This is a genomic window from Arenicella sp. 4NH20-0111 (genome assembly GCF_040366405.1).
Lineage (GTDB): Bacteria > Pseudomonadota > Gammaproteobacteria > Arenicellales > Arenicellaceae > Arenicella.
The window spans coordinates 101,618-124,755 of the sequence record NZ_BAABWF010000004.1 but is presented as its reverse complement, the minus strand read 5'-3'; the positions used below and the strand labels follow the sequence as shown (position 1 = coordinate 124,755).

21 protein-coding genes are annotated in these 23,138 nt (G+C 46.4%); 11 read left to right on the top strand and 10 right to left on the bottom strand.

Going from position 1 to position 23,138, the window contains the following annotated elements:
- Positions 1-30: 30 nt before the first annotated feature.
- On the bottom strand, positions 31-612 hold the full coding sequence (locus ABWW54_RS10445) for a hypothetical protein (protein ID WP_353412196.1): 582 nt from the start codon (positions 610-612) through the stop codon (positions 31-33).
- 229 nt (positions 613-841) lie between these two features.
- Here ABWW54_RS10445 and ABWW54_RS10440 point away from each other — a divergent pair, with 229 nt between their 5' ends.
- On the top strand, positions 842-1,714 hold the full coding sequence (locus ABWW54_RS10440) for a 3-keto-disaccharide hydrolase (RefSeq protein ID WP_353412195.1): 873 nt from the start codon (positions 842-844) through the stop codon (positions 1,712-1,714).
- A 50-nt stretch (positions 1,715-1,764) separates the two neighbouring features.
- On the opposite strand, the gene ABWW54_RS10435 is transcribed toward ABWW54_RS10440, so the two are convergent.
- The 4 genes from ABWW54_RS10435 to ABWW54_RS10420 form a co-directional block, all read right to left on the bottom strand.
- Positions 1,765-2,400, bottom strand: a complete 636-nt coding sequence (locus ABWW54_RS10435; protein WP_353412194.1) for a hypothetical protein — start codon at positions 2,398-2,400, stop codon at positions 1,765-1,767.
- A 351-nt stretch (positions 2,401-2,751) separates the two neighbouring features.
- Positions 2,752-3,147 (bottom strand): carboxymuconolactone decarboxylase family protein, encoded by a 396-nt coding sequence (locus tag ABWW54_RS10430; RefSeq protein WP_353412193.1) that lies wholly within the window; start codon positions 3,145-3,147, stop codon positions 2,752-2,754.
- Between the two features lie 156 nt (positions 3,148-3,303).
- The gene (locus ABWW54_RS10425; RefSeq protein ID WP_353412192.1) at positions 3,304-3,960 is read right to left on the bottom strand and encodes a CoA transferase subunit B; all 657 of its coding nucleotides are present in this window, start codon (positions 3,958-3,960) and stop codon (positions 3,304-3,306) included.
- A gap of 12 nt (positions 3,961-3,972) precedes the next feature.
- Positions 3,973-4,674, bottom strand: a complete 702-nt coding sequence (locus tag ABWW54_RS10420; protein ID WP_353412191.1) for a CoA transferase subunit A — start codon at positions 4,672-4,674, stop codon at positions 3,973-3,975.
- A 105-nt stretch (positions 4,675-4,779) separates the two neighbouring features.
- Between ABWW54_RS10420 and ABWW54_RS10415 the strand changes: the two genes are divergently transcribed.
- Positions 4,780-5,670 (top strand): LysR family transcriptional regulator, encoded by an 891-nt coding sequence (locus tag ABWW54_RS10415; RefSeq protein ID WP_353412190.1) that lies wholly within the window; start codon positions 4,780-4,782, stop codon positions 5,668-5,670.
- A gap of 36 nt (positions 5,671-5,706) precedes the next feature.
- On the opposite strand, the gene ABWW54_RS10410 is transcribed toward ABWW54_RS10415, so the two are convergent.
- Positions 5,707-7,251: an AMP-binding protein gene (locus ABWW54_RS10410; RefSeq protein ID WP_353412189.1), complete on the bottom strand. Its 1,545-nt coding sequence runs from the start codon at positions 7,249-7,251 to the stop codon at positions 5,707-5,709.
- A gap of 159 nt (positions 7,252-7,410) precedes the next feature.
- On the bottom strand, positions 7,411-8,100 hold the full coding sequence (locus ABWW54_RS10405) for an AraC family transcriptional regulator (protein ID WP_353412188.1): 690 nt from the start codon (positions 8,098-8,100) through the stop codon (positions 7,411-7,413).
- Between the two features lie 232 nt (positions 8,101-8,332).
- Between ABWW54_RS10405 and ABWW54_RS10400 the strand changes: the two genes are divergently transcribed.
- From ABWW54_RS10400 to ABWW54_RS10375, 6 genes are read left to right on the top strand one after another with little or no spacing between them, the layout of a single operon-like run.
- On the top strand, positions 8,333-9,499 hold the full coding sequence (locus ABWW54_RS10400; protein WP_353412394.1) for a Gfo/Idh/MocA family protein: 1,167 nt from the start codon (positions 8,333-8,335) through the stop codon (positions 9,497-9,499).
- 30 nt (positions 9,500-9,529) lie between these two features.
- On the top strand, positions 9,530-10,606 hold the full coding sequence (locus tag ABWW54_RS10395) for a sugar phosphate isomerase/epimerase family protein (protein WP_353412187.1): 1,077 nt from the start codon (positions 9,530-9,532) through the stop codon (positions 10,604-10,606).
- Positions 10,607-10,618: 12 nt separating this feature from the next.
- Complete coding sequence (locus tag ABWW54_RS10390; protein WP_353412186.1) at positions 10,619-11,833, top strand: MFS transporter; 1,215 nt, start codon at positions 10,619-10,621, stop codon at positions 11,831-11,833.
- A gap of 9 nt (positions 11,834-11,842) precedes the next feature.
- On the top strand, positions 11,843-12,499 hold the full coding sequence (locus ABWW54_RS10385) for a gluconate 2-dehydrogenase subunit 3 family protein (RefSeq protein ID WP_353412185.1): 657 nt from the start codon (positions 11,843-11,845) through the stop codon (positions 12,497-12,499).
- Positions 12,500-12,520: 21 nt separating this feature from the next.
- The gene (locus ABWW54_RS10380; RefSeq protein WP_353412184.1) at positions 12,521-14,248 is read left to right on the top strand and encodes a GMC oxidoreductase; all 1,728 of its coding nucleotides are present in this window, start codon (positions 12,521-12,523) and stop codon (positions 14,246-14,248) included.
- Between the two features lie 35 nt (positions 14,249-14,283).
- Positions 14,284-15,126 carry a sugar phosphate isomerase/epimerase family protein gene (locus ABWW54_RS10375; protein WP_353412183.1) on the top strand — a complete coding sequence of 281 codons (843 nt, stop codon included), beginning with the start codon at positions 14,284-14,286 and terminating at the stop codon, positions 15,124-15,126.
- A gap of 187 nt (positions 15,127-15,313) precedes the next feature.
- Here ABWW54_RS10375 and ABWW54_RS10370 read toward each other — a convergent pair whose 3' ends face one another.
- Entirely contained in the window at positions 15,314-15,550 is a 237-nt protein-coding gene (locus ABWW54_RS10370) for a DUF6356 family protein (RefSeq protein WP_353412182.1), read from the bottom strand.
- A 110-nt stretch (positions 15,551-15,660) separates the two neighbouring features.
- Here ABWW54_RS10370 and ABWW54_RS10365 point away from each other — a divergent pair, with 110 nt between their 5' ends.
- Positions 15,661-16,149: an Lrp/AsnC family transcriptional regulator gene (locus tag ABWW54_RS10365; protein ID WP_353412181.1), complete on the top strand. Its 489-nt coding sequence runs from the start codon at positions 15,661-15,663 to the stop codon at positions 16,147-16,149.
- On the opposite strand, the gene ABWW54_RS10360 is transcribed toward ABWW54_RS10365, so the two are convergent.
- Entirely contained in the window at positions 16,150-17,628 is a 1,479-nt protein-coding gene (locus ABWW54_RS10360; protein WP_353412180.1) for an NAD(P)H-hydrate dehydratase, read from the bottom strand. It abuts the gene before it with no gap.
- 143 nt (positions 17,629-17,771) lie between these two features.
- On the opposite strand from ABWW54_RS10360, the gene ABWW54_RS10355 reads away from it, so the two are divergent.
- The gene (locus ABWW54_RS10355) at positions 17,772-18,653 is read left to right on the top strand and encodes a patatin-like phospholipase family protein (RefSeq protein ID WP_353412179.1); all 882 of its coding nucleotides are present in this window, start codon (positions 17,772-17,774) and stop codon (positions 18,651-18,653) included.
- Between the two features lie 88 nt (positions 18,654-18,741).
- On the opposite strand, the gene ABWW54_RS10350 is transcribed toward ABWW54_RS10355, so the two are convergent.
- A complete protein-coding gene (locus ABWW54_RS10350) occupies positions 18,742-21,522 on the bottom strand; it encodes a G8 domain-containing protein (protein ID WP_353412178.1) in 2,781 nt (926 codons plus the stop codon).
- A gap of 518 nt (positions 21,523-22,040) precedes the next feature.
- On the opposite strand from ABWW54_RS10350, the gene ABWW54_RS10345 reads away from it, so the two are divergent.
- On the top strand, positions 22,041-22,826 hold the full coding sequence (locus tag ABWW54_RS10345; RefSeq protein WP_353412177.1) for an amino acid kinase family protein: 786 nt from the start codon (positions 22,041-22,043) through the stop codon (positions 22,824-22,826).
- Positions 22,827-23,138: the final 312 nt, after the last annotated feature.

Here is a 23,138-nt window from a genome sequence, read left to right as displayed (position 1 = left end):
CTCTTACGATTGAGGATAGCTCCATCTCCGTTACAGAACCTCTAGTGCATTGGCGTACAATCCAGTCAAGACCACCTCTTGCCCTGTGAGCTCCAGGAACCTAAGCTGTAGCTGCATCAACGTGTCTTCTATATTTTCCGGTGAATGGGTTGATGGCTGAAAGTAAAAAGTCACGATGCTTTGTATTGTTCTGTCGTTTATCACTTCCTGCAGTTCATAGACCTGTGTGATGATCTCTAGCGTTTGGTAATCGACCTTTTTCAGAATGCCAACGTTAATAGCGGTTTGCCACGATGCGTCAATTAATGTGGCGTCAACTAATGAGCCCTCATTACTGATTTTGGAAAAGTCGAAATAGCCCGATTCGGTGATCGCTTGCTTTACCGCGATCTCGTCGCTTTGATTGTACTCCACGATTTTCTCTAACATCGCTTTGTGAGAGGTCGTCCAAGAATTCACGATAGCCTGATTCCGAAGTATTTCCTGTTTGATGCTCTGCAACGCCTCTTGAGCGCGTTGTTCTTGTTGATAGTCATCAAAGAGTTTGTTGATCAACAATGCAAAAAGTACGCTAAATACAATTAAAGCGCTTTCAGCGACGTACTTTTTCATTTGAATATCTAGTGAGAGTGATCGAAAGACTCTATGCTATCTTTATAAGATTAATCCCTCAACTACAGCTTGGCAAAATTGGAAAGTGTCAGAGCGGATTTTTAATTCCACTCTGCATCGACTTGGCGTTGCCCCCTAAAAATAAATCTTCTCTGAGGTTTTAGGCTCTTTTGAGGCTCTATCTATGGCACTATCGGTATCTTAATTCAATTCTAACCGTGAGCCTATTATGGTATTGCAACGCGCAGCGTTAGTGGCGGTGGCCTTCCTTACTCATATTTCCAGCTCCCAAGTTTTAGCTGATAAGCAAACCTTACTGGACGAAGAGTTATCTAAATGGGATATCTACTTAAGCTATGCGCATTCGCCTAATTATGCTGGCGAGATACCAAAAGATCTCCATGGCAATGACATTCCGCCTATTGGCCTGAACCCCAGCGATGGTTTGGGGGTCTTTACTGTATTGACCCAGCCCGAACCCGTTTTGCGTGTGAGCGGCGAATATTACGGGGCGCTGACGACAAAACAAGAATTTGATAATTATCACTTTAGTCTCAAAGTAAAGTGGGGCGATAAAATTTGGCCCGCCAGAAAAGGCAAACTTAAGGATACGGGCATTTTGTATCACGCCATTGGTCCTCATGGCGCGGAGTATTTTCGCAGCTGGATGCTGTCGCATGAGTTTCAAATCATGGAGGGACACATGGGGGACTACTGGGTACAAGCGAACGGGGCCATCGATGTGCGCGCCTACCCCAGAGAGTACGTTATGAGCCCCGTGGCCGACCCTCGTGCCCCTTGGCTTAGCGTCGGCAAAGGTGCCGAGCCCTTTGTGATGCGCTCGGTCAATCATGAAAGCCCGCAAGGCGAATGGACCCAGTTGGACTTAATCAGTGTTGATGGACAAAGCCTGCACATCGTGAACGGCCAGGTCGTAATGGCACTTAAAAACTCACGTTATATTGAGGAGGACGGCACGTCTACGGCATTGAAGAAAGGTAAGATTCAATTGCAAAGTGAAGCTAGCGAAGTGTTTTTCAAAGACATCATCATTCAAACCATTGAGACGCTACCCAAGCAATACGCCTTTTATTTTGAGTGATTAATCAAGGGCGCTGTTCGATTAATTTGGCTCTGACGCCTTTAATTATTTTATTTTTCCCATGTGTGATCATTACCGTTGCCCAGGTACCTATAATCATTTATCTCATTTAGAGCAAAACCGTCATTATTAATGTCCTTGATTTCAGCACCATAAAACCCAGTAGCTTTGAATCCAGACGCAAAGATGCGGCCTTTATACTCTTTTATATCAACAACGGCTACCCCTTGAAGTTCTTTAATAAATTCAAATTTGACTGTGTCAATTCCATCTTTAACTCTATAGAATCTTGAATATGTTGGATACCCCTTATGTGCGGTATTTCCATCATTAAGGACTACCCACTTACTTCTACCAAACTCAGCATAGAAGCCTTGCCCACCAGTTATGATTGGCACAGTATTTTCTAGGCTATCATTGAAAACACCATTTATATATTTTTGAACACGGCGATCAAAGAGGCTTCCGATAAAGTATTCATTTCTATTGACGCTAAACTTAACATCTTTATATATTTGGAAGTCATCATCAAGATAGTAATCCTCTGAACGCGCAAGATCGACAACCAATCTCATACTCAGACCATCTACTTGAAATTCTGCATAGCTAATATAGCTATCATCTGCTTTTAGACAAAAAGTAATAACAGTTAAACAAATTAGTATAAGAAAATATTTTTTCATCATATTAAAGCCTAATCTTAGACGGACCGACCGTACTTCTATTTACTCCGACAGTATGCCCGACTCTAACACCAGCACGATCAGCAACTCCTCTACTCTCAGCATCTTGAAAAACAGCTCTATTAGCACTTTGCGCAGCAAACGTTTCACTCAATCTATGAAGAAAAGGGGGCAGAGCCGATTTTTGAACCAACTCTCAATTAATTCGGCTCTGACCCCATAAAATTCGTGACAAAACTCAAGCCGGTAAATTCGAAAATTTCGATTATTGAAACGATGAATTAATCGCTAATGCGGGCGAATGTGGCAACAGTTAACTCGTTCCAGTTCCGATTTTAATCTAATCAAGCCGCGCTAATCGGTTGTCTCGCTAAAATCTCTGCTTTTCTCAATCACTTCTTTCGCAACTCGCATTGCAGACAATGCCGCAGGGTAGCCACAATAAACCGCAGAATGAATGATTACTTCCCGTATCTCGCTTGGCGTGACGCCGTTATTGAGCGCGCCGCGCAAATGCCCTTTGAGTTCTTCAAATGCTCTTTGTGCTATCAGCATGGAGATGGTTATCATACTGCGCGTCTTTAGATCTAACTCATCACGAGTCCAAGCCACACCCCAAGCGTGCTCCATGGTCAGCTCTTGCAACGGAAGTTCATAGTCCGACGCGCCCTCCAATGCCGCATCAACAAATTCAGCTCCCATCACACGGCGTCTTGCCTGCTCGCCAGCAGTTCTCTTTTGATTGGTCATACGTGTACCCGAATTTTCTATTGATAGAGCAAAACGCTCCGAATGCCTTACTCTATCGGCAATAGCTTCGTATGAATACCGCACGGTCAGTTTGGCGGCTATTGATGCAAATTATAGACACGCTAAGCCACAAATTTTGCAGGTAACAAGTGAACGCTAGACGGACATTTCCGGCACATTGGCGGGTACGATGAGTTCACCTTCGGTAAGCTGCTGAATTTCTTCGACACTGACCCCAGGTGCACGCTCACGCAGTACAAATTTTCCATCCTCAATATCCATTAACGCTAAATCAGTGAGCACCCGTTTAATGCACCCCTTTCCCGTCAATGGCAGCGTGCAATTGGACAATAACTTAGATTTTCCGGACTTAGAGGCGTGAGTCATGGTCACAATAATATTATCGGCTCCTGCCACTAAATCCATCGCCCCGCCCATACCCTTAATCAATTTCCCGGGGATCATATACGATGCAATGTTGCCTTGGCAGTCAACTTCGAAGGCGCCTAAGACTGTAAGGTCTACGTGCCCTCCTCGGATCATGGCAAAGGATTCGGCCGAAGAAAAAATAGACGCGCCTGTCACCATCGTCACGGTCTGTTTACCCGCGTTAATAAGGTCAGCATCAACTTCTTCTTCAAGGGGAAACTGCCCCATTCCAAGAAGGCCGTTTTCGGATTGCAACATGACGTCCATGCCTTCGGGTATGAAGTTCGCCGCTAAGGTGGGTATTCCAATACCAAGATTTACATAGAAGCCATCTTGAAATTCTTGCGCTACGCGTTGAGCTAATTGTTCTCTGGTTAGTGCCATAATAGTTTCTCCTTACGCCGAACGAACAGTGCGTTGCTCAATGGTTTTCTCGAAAGTGCCTTGAATGAGTCGATTCACGTAAATTCCAGGCAAATGAATTTCGTCAGGGTCGAGGTCACCAACTTCGACGATTTCCTCCACTTCCACCACTGCGACTCGGCCGGCGGTGATGGCCATAGGATTAAAGTTTCGCGCTGTTTTACGAAACATCAAATTGCCATGGCGGTCTGCCTTCCAAGCCTTAGCGATTGAAAAATCACCCACCAGCGACTCTTCTAAAATGTAGTTTCTACCTGAGAACTCACGCACTTCCTTGCCTTCACCCACCGGAGTGCCGTAACCAGTAGCAGTATAGAAAGCAGGAATGCCGGCTCCACCTGCTCGCATTTTTTCAGCCAAAGTGCCTTGAGGAGTCAATTCCACTTCCAATTCGCCACTCATCATTTGGGCTTCGAACAGCGCGTTTTCACCGACGTAGGAAGCGATCATTTTCTTAATTTGTTTATCTTCAAGCAATAAGCCCAAGCCTTTACCATCGACGCCAGCATTATTCGACGCAACGATTAAGCCAGTGGTGCCTTTACGCTTTATCTCTTTAATTAGATTTTCAGGAATACCACAGAGCCCAAATCCTCCGGCTATGACGGTCATATTATCTTCAAGGCCAGCCATGGCTTCCTCGTAACTGCTCACCACTTTGTCGAATCCAGACATCGGGGTCCTCCTCACTATTTTTTATTTAACTTATGCCTAGATTGCAAGAAAACGTTATATTTATCAAATTGTAATTTTTAATAGATTAATTTATATTTTTTATTAATGAACATACCTTTAAATCAAGTATTAGCGTTCACAACGGTTGCGAAAACAGGCAGTTTCGCCGAGGCCGCCGTTCAACTCCACTTGTCTCAACCAGCCTTAAGTATTTCGATCAAAAACTTAGAAGCGGCGTTGGGCGGAAAGCTTTTTTCTCGTAGCACACGATCTGTGGCACTTACCCCTGAAGGCAAGGCCTTTTTTCCTGTGGCTAAACGCTTGCTGTCAGACTGGGATAAATCCCTACAAGATGTTCGAAATCACTTTGATCTAAGCAAAGGGAAATTGGACATCGCAGCGATGCCCACCTACGCAACCAATCTATTGCCCGATGTTCTAGCGAAATTTCATACGCAGTATCCGTCTATTAACATAACCGTACATGACGTGATTGCCGAAAGTGTCGTAGATATGGTCAGAGAATCTCGTTGCGAACTGGGAATAACGTTTAAGCCCGATAGCGCTCCAGATCTGAATTTCAAAGCCCTTTTTAAAGATCGCTTTTTCGCAATACTGCCAAAAGAACACCCCTTACTGGTAAAGCCTCGGTTAACCTGGAAAGAGCTAACTACCTACCCTCACATTAGTTTGCAATACCCTGCTGGCACTCGAACACTGATTGACCGCGCTCTAAACGATAAAGGGCTCACTCTGCGCCCTGCTTTTGAATCGCACCAACTTGTGAGCATTGGGAGAATGGTGAGTAAGGGCTTAGGTTTGAGTGTCGTTCCAAACACCAGCCGAGCCCAGATGAACGAAATGGGGTTAGAATCTCGCGAAATAAATTCTCCGGTCATTACGCATGAACTCGGGGTGGTCACTCGCCGACAAGATACTCTTTCGGTAGCGGCGCAAGCCATGTTAGAGACTATATTTGACATGAGCCCTAAGTGAGGTGAAAGGCCCTACCACAGGTTACCATTTAGGATCCTACTCCACGTTTGCAAACGTATCGCGTAATGTGTTCTTTTGAACCTTGCCCATTGCGTTACGTGGCAGTTGATCCACTTGATAGACATATTTAGGGACTTTGAAACCAGCAAGGTTTTTACGACAGTGCTCCACAATCTCTTCGCATTGAAAGTGCCGGCCTGAAAAAACCACCACGGCAACAACGGCCTCACCAAAATCCGAGTCTGGAATACCAACCACGGCCGATTCAACCACACCCACTATCTCATCTATCACTAATTCAACTTCCTTGGGATAAACATTAAGTCCGCCCGTAATGATCATATCTTTTGCTCGACCCACAATCGATACGTACCCGTCTTGATCAATTTGCGCCTTATCTCCGGTATCAAAGTAGCCGTCGTGCGTGAAATCGCGTTTAGTCTTATCTGGTTTTTGCCAATAGCCAATAAACACATTGGGACCTTTTATCTGCAAATCCCCAGTCACACCGACCGACACTCTGTTGAGAGTTTGGTCAACCACCCTGACTTCAACACCTGGCAATGCCAAACCTACGGTTCCTGCGCGACGCTCACCACTCAGTGGGTTAGACGTATTCATACCCGTTTCTGTCATTCCATAGCGTTCGAGTATCGTGTGTCCAGTCAACGCCTGAAACTCAACGAAGGTTTCTTCAAGTAAAGGCGCCGAGCCCGAGATGAACAACCGCATATTTGAACAATCAGATGCGCTAAATTCCGAGCGTGTCAAAAGACGTGTGTAGTAAGTGGGTACACCCATCATCACCGTGCAATTAGGCAAGGCGCGCACAGCGCGGCCCGCATCGAACTTCCGATACCAGTGTATTCTTGCTCCGCTCAACAAGGCACACCCCACGCCAACGAACAATCCGTGCACGTGATACATCGGTAACATGTGAAGTAAACAGTCTGATTTGCTAAAACCCCAAGCCTGCACCAGTGCTCTGGCGTTTGTTAGTAGGTTTTCATGGCTCAACATAATGCCTTTAGGTTTCCCAGTGGTACCAGAAGAATAAAGAAGTGCCGCCAATTCAGTCTTACTCACATCAACCGTTTTGTGAGTGTGCGACTCACGATGTACATCACGAAAAAGTGATCCTGAGCCATCGTCGTTAAGTGTGAGGATCTTGATACCGGAATCGTCTGAATCTGTTAACGAATCATCGTTCGCGCTCGACGTAATTCGAATAAATTCCGTTTCCGAACTGCCATCACAAACAATTAACGACGGGTTGGCGTCGCCCACCAAGTAGGCCAGCTCAGCACTTTTGTAACTTGTGTTTAATGGATGATAAACAAATCCGCCACGCAAGCAAGCTAGGTAGAGAGAAAGCGATTGAGGGGACTTTTCAACTTGGACCGTAATGCGATCACCAACCTTTAAACCAAGGTTTTTCAGCAAGTTCGCTAGCTTGGCGCTCGAAGTCTCAAAATCACGATACGAGTAGGCTTTTTCCCCCTCGTCGAACAAAAGGGGCTCATCGAGGTTTTCTGGGAAACTATTTCTAAAGTTCTCGTACAAATTATGTTCGGCAGTCATTCTTTCGATCTGTGTGGATTAATTAGGATGAGTATATCTTTGATCATTTAGCGTTAAACATCATTGATACCGTAGTTGCAACGATACTTCATATTACCGAAGCGGTTCTATTGCACCCGGAGACCTAAGGGCATCTTGTCTACTTATTTCACTCGCGTTCTACTCCGCTGGATTTTTTTCTCTATGCTGCGCTCTGAACTCAGATGGTAAAGAAGAGAACTTTCTCTTAAATCTGCGCGCGAAGTAACTTGCGTCCTTAAACCCACTTTCATAGCCAACGTCCGAAACAGGCAGAGTGGTTTCAACCAACAATCGACGGGCATTTTCCAAACGAACATCAGTTAAGTATTGCAAAGGCGTTCGAGAAAGATGCTTTTTGAAGCGACGTTCCAATGCGCTGATTGATAAATGCGACTCTTTCGCTAAGTCTGGCAACGTTATTTCGTCGGCAAAGTTCTCTCTTATATAGGTCATTGGCACCTTTAACGCTTCTACCCCGATCAACGCCACAGACATTTTCTCCAAGTGCCGAGAGATTCCAAAAGACCCAACAATGCTTCCATCAGGACCAAGCAATGGACGCTTAGACGTCGTAAACCAAGCCAATTTCCCTTTCTCATCTATGTTCATTTCCAAACGATCGGTGACCAATTGCCCTGCTAGAACTCGCTTGTCGTCTTCGACGAATTGTTTAGCAATGTACGCTGGAGAGAAGTCATAGTCCGTATGACCAACAACCTGCTCTAGAGACTGAGCGCCGACATGCTCCAAGAACCCTCGATTAACGTGAATCAAGCGCCCCTGCGTGTTCTTCACCCAAAACATCACGTCAGGTAAAAGATCGTACATATCAAGCAATTGTTTATGAGATTCTGAAATATGCAAAGTAGAAGACCGCGTTAGAAAATTAAAAACTCCATTAATAGTTCAATATATATAAGTAATTAGAAAAGTAAAAATAGTTTATACGCCGATTTTGTACTATCTAAAACCGATTTTCACTTACCAGTCTGATCCGCCTGTGATTTAACCTAAGTGCAACAAATAAATAATAATAATGACAAGCTATATTGTAGGAGATATGGAAATGCGTAAATTACGCATGGGTATGGTTGGTGGCGGTGAAGGTGCCTTTATTGGTGCCATTCACCGAACCGCCGCTCTAATGGATGGCCAAATAGAACTCGTTTGCGGGGCGTTTAGTAGCGACGCTCAGCGATCTTTGGAGTCGGGTAAAAAATTAGGCCTTACTTCAAATCGATGTTACGCCAGCTACGACGATCTGTTCAAACTCGAAGCGGCGTTGCCAGCAGATCAGAGAATGGATTTTGTCAGCATTGTCACGCCCAACCACTTACATTTCCCCGTTGCCAAGGCGGCTTTGGAAGCCGGGTTTAACGTGATCAGTGATAAACCCGCCACATTCTCCTTAAAGGAAGCGCTTGAGCTGAAAGAGCTGGTAGAAAGTTCCGAGTTAGTTTATGCACTGACGCACACTTACACAGGCTACCCTCTGGTCAAAGAAGCGCGTGATCTGGTAGCGCGAAAGAAACTGGGCGCCATCAAAAAAATTGTCGTTGAATACTCACAAGGTTGGCTTACTGACTTAGACACCAAAGGCAATAAACAAGCCGCTTGGCGACTCAACCCACAAACGTCCGGCGTAAGTTGCTGCATGGGCGACATTGGCGTTCACGCCGCAAACCTAGCCGAATACATCTGTGAAGATGAAATTACCGATGTATGTTCCTTACTTGATTCAGCTGACACAAGCCGTCTGCTTGATGATGATGGAACCGTATTGTTTAAAACAGCAAAAGGTGCTTCCGGAGTGCTGCTTGCCAGCCAAATCAGTGTTGGTGAAGAAAACAACCTGCGAATCAGAGTTTACGGCGAAACGGCCAGCCTGGATTGGCATCAACACGAACCGAACACACTATGGTTTCGGCCGCTCGATGATTCTGCTGTAATGATTAGAACTGGTGTGGGTTCACTCTCAGAGCAAGCTACGGCGGCCACTAGAACTCCCGCCGGGCACCCCGAGGGGTATCTAGAAGCCTTCGCTAATCTTTATCAGAGTTTTGTCGCGCAGGTTCGATTGAACATAGATCAAACGCCCTTGCCTGCCGGGGTTGAGCGTGCTCCGAGTATTGCTGATGGTGTTCGAGGCATGGCGTTTATCGAGTCCGTGGTTTCAGCCAATAAGTCTGACCGAAAATGGCATCCAATTAAGCTTCATATTGATTAACACTGTCTAATTAAACCATACCCGTTACGCATGGAAACAAAGATAAAAAAGCAAACACAAATTAAGGGACCAGCGATCTTTTTGGCTCAGTTTATGGGCGATAAGGCACCATTCAATACCCTGAATGGCTTATGCAATTGGGTCTCAAGTCTCGGTTATAAGGGCATCCAAATTCCCACTTGGGAAACGCAACTTATCGACTTAGACCTTGCAGCGCACAGCCAAGATTACTGCGATCAGCTTTCTGAAACAATCGCTTCATACGGTCTTGAAATCACGGAGCTATCCACCCATTTGCAAGGTCAACTGGTCGCCGTTCACCCCGCCTATAACGACATGTTTGACGGTTTTGCTCCGAAGCATCTTAGGGGCAAACCGCAAGAGCGAACTGAATGGGCAGCAACTCAACTAGCGCTGGCCGCCAAAGCCAGTGCACGCTTAGGGCTTGAATCTCATGCTAGCTTTTCAGGGGCACTTTTGTGGCAAACAAACTACCCGTGGCCTCAACGACCCGCTGGCCTAGTAGAAGAAGGGTTTGCTGAGCTCGCTAGACGATGGTTGCCAATCCTAAACGCATTTGATGACTCTGGCGTTGATGTTTGTTATGAATTACATCCAGGTGAAGATCTGCATGATGGTGTTACCTTTGAGCGCTTCTTGGACGTCACGGGAAATCATCCCAGAGCTAATATCTTATACGACCCGAGCCATTTCGTACTGCAACATTTAGACTACCTATCATTTATTGATCATTACCATGAGCGAATAAAGGCTTTTCACGTCAAAGACGCGGAATTTAATGTCAATGGGAAATCTGGAGTGTACGGAGGTTACCAATCTTGGGTCGATCGCCCTGGTCGATTCAGATCGTTAGGCGATGGCCAAATAGACTTTAGAGCAATATTCAGCAAACTGACTCAATATGGTTATCAAGGTTGGGCAGTTCTAGAATGGGAGTGCTGTTTGAAACACCCTGAAGACGGAGCGGCAGAAGGAGTCCGCTTCATTGAGGAACACCTTATACGCACCACCGACAAAGCGTTTGACGACTTTGCCAGCGTGGAACAAGATCAAAAATTGAACCGCCAAATTCTTGGTCTCACCTAGGAGAGCGACATTATGACTCATCAAGAAGTTACACAACGTAAACTATTTATCGCATGCTGCATCGCCCTCACCGTAACGTCCATGACGTTCGCCATCCGAGCGGGTATCTTGACGCAATTGAGTGAAAGTTTTGGTTTCACCGACACGCAATTAGGGTGGATTAACTCAATGGCCTTTTTAGGGTTTCCCGTTGCCACTGTGTTGGGCGGGCTTCTCTACAACTCCTTAGGCCCAAAAGTACTGTCCGTCGTGGCGTTTGTCGGGCACCTATTAGGCTTAGTGTTGACTATTTATGCCACGGGGTTTTGGAGCCTTCTGATCTCAACGTTCTTTATCGGCTTTGCCAATGGTGCCGTTGAAGCCGCGTGCAACCCTCTTATCGCTGAGTCCTATCCAAACAAAAAAACCACCATGCTCAACCGTTTTCATGTGTGGTTTCCAGGCGGGATTGTGATCGGAGCGTTGATTTCAAAGGTATTTACCGATTTGGGCTTCTCATGGCAAAGCCAGATCGCCGTCATGATCATTCCCACAGCCGTGTACGGTTGGATGATGCTCTCGCTTAAGTTTCCAGAAGCGCGTCACTTTGAAACATCCACGAGTAAAAATGCCAAGGCGCTTTTATCACCGTTATTTTTGTTTATGGTGCTTTGCATGACACTGACGGCCACTGCTGAACTGGGGACACAGCAATGGATTGAACGAATTCTAAGCGCATCAGGGGCATCGCCTATGTTAATACTGGCGATGATCACTGGCCTGATGGCCATCGGGCGCTACTTTGCAGGTCCGCTAATCCAACGTATCAACCCGGTCGGTGTGCTGTTATTTTCGGCCGTTGTATCAACGATTGGCATTTACAGCATGAGTATTGCTACCGGCCCAATGGTTTATCTGGCCGCCATTCTTTTCGCCATCGGCGTTACTTACTTCTGGCCAACCATGGTCGGATTCATCGCAGAGCAAGTGCCCGCCGCTGGAGCATTAGGCATGTCAGTGATTGCCGGAGTCGGAATACTCGCTGTCAGTATTTGGAATCCCGTCATTGGTAGTTGGATTGACTCAGCAAGGCAGCAAGCTCAAGAACAAAACCTAACGGGTGGCGCCGCTGACTTGGTCGCCGGGCAAGCTGCCCTCTCAAATTTAACCCTATTCCCATTAATGCTGATTATCGCGTTCACTGGTTTGTTCTTGGTAATGCGAAAACAATCTCATCAATCATCTTAGAGGAAAGTTATGAATCGTGAAGCCACACCTAACCACGTTACTGAGCCCGATGACTCTAACAGCGCACTCCCTAAGAGCGCACCAGATAGACATAAAAGACGATTGATCCTGGCTATGGGCACGCTTATTGGGGGCGTGGCTGCTGCAGAGCTTTTGGGAAACAACGGCCTGGCGGTAGCAAGCTCATACTCCCCGAACATTGGACAAAACGTTGAACCGGGTAAAATTTTCAGTGTAAAACTAATGGCCGACCTAAAGGCCATTTGCCAATTGGTTATTCCCAGGACAGAAACCCTAGGAGCTGGCGATGTCGATGTCCACGGGTTTATCGACAACCAGCTCTTTCATTGCTATGAGAAAGCACAGCAAATGAAGGTCGAAAATGTTCTCACGGAACTGAACAAACAAAACGAGGCTGGCTTTGTTTCTCTTTCCACAGAGCAACAGATGGCACTGTTAAACAGGTTTGACAGTCAACATAAAGGAATCAAAAACGACCTTATCGATGGGTTTAAACTTCTCAAATCGTTGATTGTGTTTGGCTATTACACGAGCGAAGAAGGCGCGAGCAAGGAACTAAAATATTTGGCTTTTCCTGGGCCGTTTAAAGGTTCTATTCCTTATGAATCCGTGGGTCAAGGCTACGGCGCGTTTGCGTACTATTAATTTTAGAATAAGAAGATCACTATGCAAGAACATACTTACGTAAATGAGACCAAAGAAGAGTTCGACGTTCTGATTGTTGGCTCGGGCATTACGGGAGGCTGGGCCGCAAAAGAGTTTTGCGAACGAGGCTTTAGCACCCTGATGATCGAGCGAGGCCGTGTGGTTAAACACCGCGAAGATTATACTGGTGAAGGCAAACCAGTGTGGGATAAACCATTGCGCTCACGCGTAAAGCTGGATGACGTAAACGAAAACTACCGTATTCAAAAACAGTGCTATGCCTTTAATGATGCCACAAAACAGTTTTTTGGAAACGATAAAGACCTGCCATACAGCACCGAAAAAGGCACCGATTTCAGTTGGATAAGAGCCAATCAATTGGGTGGCAAATCATTGCTCTGGCATCGACAATCGTACCGTTTAAGCGACTTTGATTTCGAAGCTAACGTTAAGGACGGCCACGGAAACGATTGGCCGATCCGCTATGACGACCTTGAAAAGTGGTATGACCATGTCGAGACCTTCGCAGGCATCAGTGGCTCCAAGGAAAATTTACCACAGTTGCCTGACAGCGTTTATCAACCGCCGCATGAACTGACCAAACCAGAACAAGACTTCAAAGACGTGATTAATACGCACTTTGAGAATATTCGACCAATAATAGGCCGTTGCGCTCACTTAACCAAACCAACTGAGCTGCAAATTTCGTTAGGACGCGTGAAGTGCATGTCCAGAAATGAATGTCAGAAAGGCTGTTCGTTAGGCGCCTATTTTTCAACCCAAAGCAGCACGTTGCCCGCCGCCGCGAATACCGGAAATCTACAAATTGCGCCAAACAGCGTTGTTGATAGCCTAATTTATGACGAACGCACCAACCGCGTAAAAGGGGTCCGCGTCATAGACAATGACACCCTTGCAGAACGAGAATATTTTGCCAAAGTCGTTTTTATGTGTGCATCCACTCTAGGTTCCACGCAAATACTGTTAAATTCAAAATCAAAGAAGTTTCCACGCGGAATAGCGAACAGCTCTGGGGTGCTAGGCCACTATTTAATGGACCATAATTACAATGCCAGCATTGGTGGCACCTTACCCGGCTACGAAGACGAATTCTATATCGGCCGTCGACCTACGGGTATGTACATCCCCAATTTTTACTACAAACCCAGCCTCTATAAAAGTAACTTTGTACGAGGGTACGCATTTGCCACCTCGGCTTTCCGAGAAGATTGGCGACAGATGGCAAACAAACAAGGAATTGGAGTCGACTTCAAGAAAAAGCTCAAACATGCAGGCCAGTGGCGTATCCACATGATGGCCCAAGGTGAAATGCTGCCGCGTTATGAAAACCAGGTCAGCTTGCACCCAGACAAAAAGGACAAATGGGGCATTCCTCAACTGCATATGAATGTCCAATGGTCTGACAATGAACGAGAAATGATGCAAGACGCAGTAGAAGTTGGAACCAGCATGCTTAAAAAGGCCGGGGTCGAAGATATCTATGGTTCGGCGAACGATACCCCTCCGGGTCTTGCGATTCATGAGGTGGGCACCGCCAGAATGGGAAAAGACCCGAAAGACTCTGTTCTCAATGGGTACAACCAAACACACGATATACCTAATCTGTTTGTCACCGACGGGGCCAGTTTTTGCTCCACAGCAGTGCAAAATCCTTCGCTCACTTTTATGGCACTCACTGTCCGCGCGGTCGACTACGCTGCTAAAGAGTTTAAAGCAGGCAGGCTCTAATACTTAACTCCCCGAATTCTAGACGATTATCTAAAATGAAATTATCAAAACTCCTCTTTCCATTTCTAATATGTTTTTTAACGCCTCTATCTCATGCAGCAGACCTGAAAGTCAGCGTTCAACTGTGGTCTGTCCGTGATGATCTAAAAAGTGACTTTCGAGGGACGATTAGTAAACTCGCGGAAATGGGTTTTCAGGGTGTTGAATTGGCTGGCGAGTACGGCGAATTTAGTAACGACCCTGAAGGGTTAGCGCAATTCATTGAATCTAAAGGCATGGTCATTAGCGGCACGCACACTGGCTTTGATTTGTTGACGGACGAAAAAATTGAAAACACCTTGGATTATTATCGCCGAGCGGGCGTAACGGCGGCCATCATTTCTTGGGATGAGCGTGCTTTTTCTGAAGATACAGTCTGGCAAACCATAGCGGACTTAAATCGATTACAACCAATAGTCGAATCCCATGGCATTAAGTTTGGATACCATAATCACGCACAAGAATTTGGCACTTACAAAGACACCACACTCTGGGAGCATATCGGCCGCTCTACAAAAGAGTCACTGGTGATGCAATTAGACGCAGGCTGGGCACAATTTGCCTCGAAAGATCCTGCAAAACTGGTCGAGACTCATGCAGGCCGAACGCTATCGACTCATTATAAAGCGGCTGCAAACGAGGCTGATCTGGGCAAGCTGCCGCTCATTGGGCAAGACTCTCTAGATTGGCCGGCCCTCATAGAAGCAAATAGAACCGTTGGCGGCACTGAATGGGTGGTGTTAGAACAGGAGGAGTACCCCAACGGTTTGACCCCGCTTGAAGCAGTTTTGGCGTCAAAACAGGCACTGGATAGATATTTAGCTGAGCGAGAAAACTAATTACGACCCTGCATAAGCTTCCTTGTTACGCCGATTTGGTGGCTATTTAGACTTAGCATCACGTAAGTACTACTAAGTGTGACTGAAGATAACACTCCACCAAATTGCCAACCGGCCTCTAGATTTGTTCATTAGGCCAGAGAGTCCATTCTTAGTCACACAAATTTCATACTCAACACCTAAGGTGTCAATCTGACTGTGAATGCCTGTTTGTTAACATTGAATCATGCAATTCAGAGATCACCTTGCTGCCGGTTTTCACACACAGAAAGGGGAAAACGGCATGCACAAAGCAGGCGCCGCTCGCCATCAGCATCTTTCCTGCAAACGTACATGCGGTGCCAAGGTGTTGAAAGTAACTTTCTCCCACTGAATTCGGGTGTTGCGAGAATGCGCTGATTACACTGCTGCCAAATTGTTTCATGATCCACTGTTATCTCAATTTAAGTACGTAACAAGTGTAACGACGCTTGAGCAATGACGCATCCCATATTACCCTAGTTAAACCCTCCAAATTAGATACCCATACCAATTATGTCGAAAAAGCTAGAACTTGATACCAAGGACATTGAAATTCTAAATATATTACAACGCGACGCAACCAGTTCAGTTCAAGTCATTGCTGAAGAAATCGGATTAACAAATAATCCCTGCTGGAGACGCATAAAGAGGTTACAGGAGAGTGGCGTAATTAACCGTTACTCAATCGATATCAACCGAAAGGTGCTTGGGCTTGGTACAACTGCGTTTGTGACCATTAGAATTGAAAAGCACAGTGCGTCCTGGTTAGATCGCTTCTCTGAGGTGGTAAAAGCCATGCCCGAAATTTTGGAGTGCCATAGAATGACCGGAGACGTGGACTACTTAATGAAAATAGCCGTTAAAGATCTAAACCACTACGACGAGGTGTATCGAAGCTTAATCGAAAAAGTAGACGGACTTTCTGATGTCAGCTCAACGTTTTCTATGGAAGAAATAAAAACTAACCCACTAATAGACGCAAGCACCGTAAAGAGAAAGTAGTTACCACAATGACCTTAAAAAGGGGTAGATATCAGTAGCTCGTAAGTGTTTTCCTAGTTTACGCGTTGCTGAATCACCGGCGGTAGCATGAGCCCATACAGCAAGTTTTGCAGCAGCCTCAAGGCCGAAGCCTTGTGCCAGCAATCCGCCTATCAAACCAGCCAATATATCCCCCATACCGGCGGTGGACATGGACGGGTTGCCATGCTCACAAACATGGATTCTTTGAGCTGTTGCAACAAGCGTTCCTGCGCCTTTTAGCACACAAACGCCACCGTATTTTCGCTGTATTGCTTTGGCTGCGAAAAATCTGTCTCTTTGGATCTCATCAGATTTACAGCCCAAAAGTTTTGCAGCCTCTCCTGGGTGCGGAGTTAACACCCAGTTGGATTTCAGCCTTGGCTGGTCAGCCAAAAACTGCAGCCCTTGGGCATCGACCACCATGGGCTTTTCATAGTCAAGAAAGTGTCGAAAAAGAGAATCTATCTCTTCTGACCATTCTAAACCTGGGCCAAAAATAAGTGCCGAAGAACCACTAAGCCACCGACCTACTTCTTGTTGATGTAGATAATTACTGGTCATAAGCTCGGGGGTTCGAGACAGGGCGACCGCTCTGTGTCCTTCATGGGTCATCAAACGAACCACGCCGGCGCCTGCGATAAAACCAGCTTCCGACGCCATAATACCCGCGCCGCCCATCCCGTCACTACCTCCGATGACAACAAGGGAGCCAAATAAGCCTTTATGTGAGTTAAGAGATCGAGGCGGCAATAGCGGTTTCTCTTCGATTAATCTATGCGCAGATGGTTCAATACCTAGGTCGTTAACTGAAGTCTTAACACCTAAATCGTCAAATACCAACTCACCAGTATAGTAACTTGCTCCCCCCGCCAGGAGCCCTTGCTTTAGCGCTATATAGGTAATAGTTTGAGAAGCTTTCATACAATCACCCAATGGGCTGCCGCTGTCACCACACAACCCCGACGGAATATCCAAACTGAGAACCGGAAGTTTGGTTGCATGTATTCGGCGGATCAATTGTGCGTGATTCTCTCGAATCTTTCCTTGCAGCCCTATTCCCAATAGAGCATCAACAACTACGCCGGAAATCGACAAGTCAGTGATCGACTCCTGAGTTCTAAGAATCGACACCGTTTGCACACCCTGCTTAAGAGCAAAGTCGTAAGCCAGTTTTGCGTCGCCCCGCAACGTCGCCGTATCGACGATGCTCACCACAGAAACCTCTAATGACGAAGACATCGCAAGACCGGCCACAATATAGCCATCACCACCGTTGTTCCCTCCACCACAAACCACGGTGATTTTATCCGCCTCAGGCCATGTCTTTACTAGCAAGTCAAATGATGCACGCCCCGCTCGCATCATTAGCTCAAAGCCAGGTGTCCCATTCTTTATGATCGCCAAATCAATGGCTTTAACCTGGGAACATTGGTACAAAGAACTCGGAAGCGTGGTCATGGTGTTTGGAACTCGTATTATCGCTCTAAAGGCTTGGCATCGGTCAATAACGAATATCTAGATTATAAATAGGTCACGAACCGTAATCATGGCTTAACAAAGCTACAATACACCAAGATTTATCGATGCGCTAAAATGACAACATGAAAACTATCTCGCTGGTACTTGGCAGTGGTGGAGCTAGAGGCTTAGCCCATATCGGAGTAATACGCTACTTAGAGTCTAACGGTTATGACATTAAATCAATTTCAGGAAGTTCCGCTGGCGCTTTAATTGGCGGAGTTTACGCCGCTGGAAAGCTGGATGAATTCGAAGAATGGGTTCGGGCCATCACTAAATTAGACATGGTGCGTTTGTTGGACATCTCTTGGAGCGGCGGCGGGTTCTTTCGCGGTGATAAGTTCATTAATACTCTGATCGAACTTGTGGGAACACAAAATATAGAGGACCTACCAATTAGGTACACGGCCGTGGCGTCTGATATCCGAAACGAAAAAGAAGTTTGGCTAAATTCCGGTGACTTATTCGAAGCAATTCGCGCGTCGATATCACTGCCTTTGTTTTTTACGCCACTTGATAGAAATGGTGCCAAGCTCATTGATGGAGGCGTACTCAATCCGGTTCCGATAGCGCCTACTTTTGGGGATGAAACCGACCTCACGATTGCCGTCAACCTTGGAGGAAAGTTCGACCCGTCACTGAATCCTCAAAAGAACAAGAAAAGGAAGATACCCAAGGTCGATGACTCGTCGCCGGTCAGACTTAAATTGGCTAACTACATCAAGCGCATGCAACTGAGTAGAGCGAACAAAGGAGAGGTTGATATGGGCATGTACGACGTCGCTAACCAAGCCTTTGAAAGCATGCAAGGCTCACTCGCAAATCAAAAACTTGCAGCCTACCCCCCTGATCACACAATAGAAATCCCACGAAATGCCTGCCGAACTCTGGAAGTGGATCGAGCGGACGAAATGATCGAACTAGGCTTAAGCCGAGCCACGCAATACTTCGACTCAATCAGGTAGATGGCAACCGAACTCAGGCAAACCGCGCCGTAAGTTAAATTAAGCACTCAATTGGCATGCCCCGTCGATCATCACTGACTAAAAACACTTACAATGATCCACCAACGGTGACCGAAACCAGGCCTTTACTGAAGTTACCATGAGAATCCGTCACCCAATATTCAAACGAATCGGTGCCGACGAAGCTCGGGAGCGGACGATAGGTTACGGTGTCGTGATCGTCCAGAAAAACCAGTCCATTGCGCGGCTGAACAATGCCGTCAATTTTAAGATCATCGCCATCGGGGTCTGAGTCATTGGCCGTTAGAGTTATCTTTACGTCGTTCTCGACAACGGTATGAGCTAGATCAGGGTTTGCGCTAGGTGATCTACTGCCTAAGTTTATATTTTGAGCCCTAATCGACGGGTAAAATGGCGTAAATCGATTATTAATGGCACTTTTTACGTTAGGCCCAAGATAGGTTTTAAATCCGTACTTATGAATCGTGCCAGTGGCTCTGTCACTGAAATAGTTTTCGATAATCGTGTAATAGTCGCCTGTCGCAGCATCAACTTGATAACCATTCTCCAGAAGGTTGGCCAGCATTTGTCGATATTGAACGCCCACGTCGTCGGTACCAGCGGGAACGGGCGCGGTACCGATACTGTCGGTTTTTGTACCCACATATTGAACATTGACTCCCCCACCTGCTTCCAAATACTCAAAACGACCGTTCGTTTGGTTTAGGTTTAAACTAAAACGGCCAAGTTGTAATTCGTTCTCATTGATAAAGGTATCTGACGCGTCATTCTCCTCATATAAATCCGCAACTCCAGTAAAGCTCGGTTCAATGATCACGTATTGATCTCGTCCAAGGTCGTCTGCATTGGTGTAATGCTTGGACAAGTGCATGCCCACCGGGAAGCCCTCAATATTAGCCCTTCGGATCACCATGTCCGATGTATTTGTGCCCAGCTCAATTCCCCAATTAGGGCTGGAAAATGGCACGGCCGGTGACGCAATTAAATCGGCATTGTCGACAAGGTAATGCGAGGTGTACTCCATCCCGATGCCATGACGAACATTCCATCCTTTAAAATTTGAAATTACGGTGTAAATATTATGCCCTTGATTCGGGTTTGCTTTGACAACGTACATTCCAACCGTGGAAGCGAACGCCTCATTATTGTCAAAGTTCCTGATCGGCGGATCATCAGGAGTCGTGCTTGGATCGAACCCTAATGCCTCAGGCAACATGAAATTTTCGGCTGGAAAATTTAGCATTCCGGCACCACGATGCAGGTAGGCGTAAGCATTGTTAAAACTTGCTGCCACGTTATCGATACTTCGAACCATACGCCCTTGAAACCAAAATCCGACGCCATTACGGCCTATGTCAAACTCCTCACGTTGATTACCATTTTTCGGATTTATGGCGCGATTACCTTCGCCCTTTATCGCGAGATTATTTGACCAGACTCCCGTCTCATTGCCTGTCTCGGCAACGAAACCAGCCCCGAAGGTGTCAAATGACACATTGCTATCAAAAATAGCGTGACTGTCGTGATGCGTATAACCCCATCCAGGCGACCCAAACACCGCATTGCCGACAATCACCGCCGGCGAGCGTTGATCCGAAGTCCCAATGCGATGGAGATGGAGACTGTATCGCCCGCGGACATTACTGTTCGCCATAACCGAAGTCACGTCCGGCACATCGAAGGAGCGGATCGACTTATCTGTTCGACCTAACTGGTGAAACTCGGCATAACGTACATCCACGTTATTGCTGTGCATGAACATCACGTGTCCCCGTTGATGAGTAGGTACGGTGGACCCATTTTCAGTGCGAATAACGACATTTCTAGAGTGATTCGCGACGCTGGTTTTCAGGTCAGCGCGTGGACTCGAATGATCGTATTCAAGGTTGCGATCAAGCCCAATGACCGTACCATTAATCGAGGTTATGATTCGGACCTCATCTTGTGACCCAAAATAACGAACGGCTCGAATGGTGTTATCCCATTTCCACCCTAAATACGTGGTTCCGGCAACAACAATTGTATCTCCGACTTTCCAGCCCACAGGAGATTCCGACAGAACAAGAGAGGATGCTCCTCGAATTGGATTCTGAGATACCTTTGTGTGACTCAGTTTTGCGGCTCCATGGATCCGAGTTTTACCGTGAGCAACAATCCCACGAGATAACAGCATGGGGTCCTTAAGAGTATCAATATCGCCATTATTTGCTATGACCAATTGGACTGTGACGGCTTCGTTCACGGGCTGACCTCGGCTCCCCAGTTGTAATTCCCCTCGAGGATCAACCACCAGAGTATCAACAATCATTTTGCTGGATTGATCTGTAGCAAACTGGAGCTTTCCGTCAACTCTAACGGTGTTAAATCGCTGCTCTAATTCTCTATCATACGTTACCGATACGCCCTCAGGAATCACGACGTTAGCGCAATCTCCTGGTACCCTTCTCTTGTACCAAGTTGAAACACTATTCCACGCTCCATCGCGGACCGCGACATGAGTAGCCGACTCATAATCCACAAAGTCAAAAATTGCGTTGTGCTCGGCCACCTTACTGGCGATGCTATCAATTGCCTGCGGAGTCTCGCCAAAATCATAATCACCGCGCGCGACCGACGCCATCAACTCACACACACTATCGCCTATATTATCTGGGTCATCCAATAACAGCATTAAAGGGCTAATGATTGACACCGCCGCCGTGCGTTTCGCTTTGCTGTCGGACCCATGCCGGTGTTGAGCTAAAGCGCTCTCAGAAAAAGTGGCGACAACAAACGACGAGGAACACAATAGAGCAAGAAGGCAAAGTAGCTGTCGACGCAACACTTGAGCAACATACATTTTCATCATTTAGGAACTTCTTTTCGGGTAATAGCTTAGGGTCAATTAATGCTAGCAACCTACCAAGCGTATTTCTAGACGTCGTTATTTGTCATCACCTGCGGTCAAATTTGATGTTTGACTGAGACGTTCAACTATATGATTCAACCGATAGTTGAACGCCCTACTCACACTTCGAATGCCGAAAGATTAAATACGCCTTTCGTGGTAATAAACTTAAAAAATCGTTACAAAGCGCGTTCACAACGAACGTTCACATTAAGATTCGTCTTTAGAAAAGGTTGTGTTACATACGCTTAGTGGCCGCGTTTTACGCATAAATGTAATAAAAGCGCTGGCGCTCAACGTTATTTTTGATATAGTTCCGCCAGGCGCCGATTTGACTCTGATTGCGGGCGCGGAATAAATTCAGCTAAAGCGAGCTCAACCCGCGTTCCCGTCGTGTTGCCGTCTTTATTGCTAAGTTTTTCCCTCAGTTGGCCTCTATCGTTTTAGAATTTTTAAGCCACTTACCTGAAAGAAATTAAATGAGCACGACCAACATTGTTGTTTTGAAATTCGGTGGATCCGTTATCCATAGTGACGCTGACTTTCATCGTATTCACCACGAAATTAAAAGACACACCTCTCAAGACCACCTTGTCGTCGCTGTTGTATCAGCCTTTTATGGGGTTACCGAATCGTTGATTAATAAAGCGATTAAAAACGGTTTCAAGCCAAGTAGTTCAGACTACGCAGAGCAAATAGCGAAAGGTGAGTTTACATCAGCGAATGAACTGGTTTCGTATTTGAATGCAAGAGGTACGGACGCTTCGAGAAAGTCGCCAGCTGAGCTCGAATTCATGGCTGAAGGCGCTCGCGACTCGGGCAAGCCAATACGGATTAACGCTCATTTGATAAACTCTGCATTAAGTCGGACACCCGTCATTGTGGTGCCCGGGTATTCAGCAATCGACTCTAATGGCGATTGCATATTGCTCGGGCGTGGCGGCAGCGATATTAGCGCGGTGTGCATCGCTGAGTCTCTGGGCTTGAACAGTGTGAGACTATTAAAAGACGTCGATGGCCTTTATGACATGGACCCAAACAAGCACCCAAATGCAACACGCCTAGATTACGTCAATTACGCGACCGCAAAAGAGATTGGCGGTGAATTGATTCAAACTGAAGCCATCGAATTTGCGGCCAGTCGTGGCATATTTATCGATATCGCGGCAATTGGTGAGACCGAAGTGTCGAGAATAGGCCCGATTGAATCGTGCGCGCAATTGGTTGACGTCGCGCCGTTATCGTCTGAGGCCAACGTCGCCTAACGATCATTCGAACTCCTGACGTTTTCTTTCCAATGAGTCATAAGTTATCGAGCCTACAGTTTACAACGTTAGGTTCGTTCTAACCGCATAATAAACGGCTATGCGCGCGCTTTCGATGTGGTCCAGCCAGCGAATCGTCCTAAAGCGTGTTCAATGCGTCCACCGCAGCCCACCCATGCTTTTCACATCACCAAAATAGTTGATAAATACAGTGATTTAGTGATGCTTTCATCGTCCCGCTCAGCATAACAATGCGCGTCCTTGGCGTTGAACCTCGCTCGCATTAGCGTTCTGCGCTCAACTGGTTGCAAC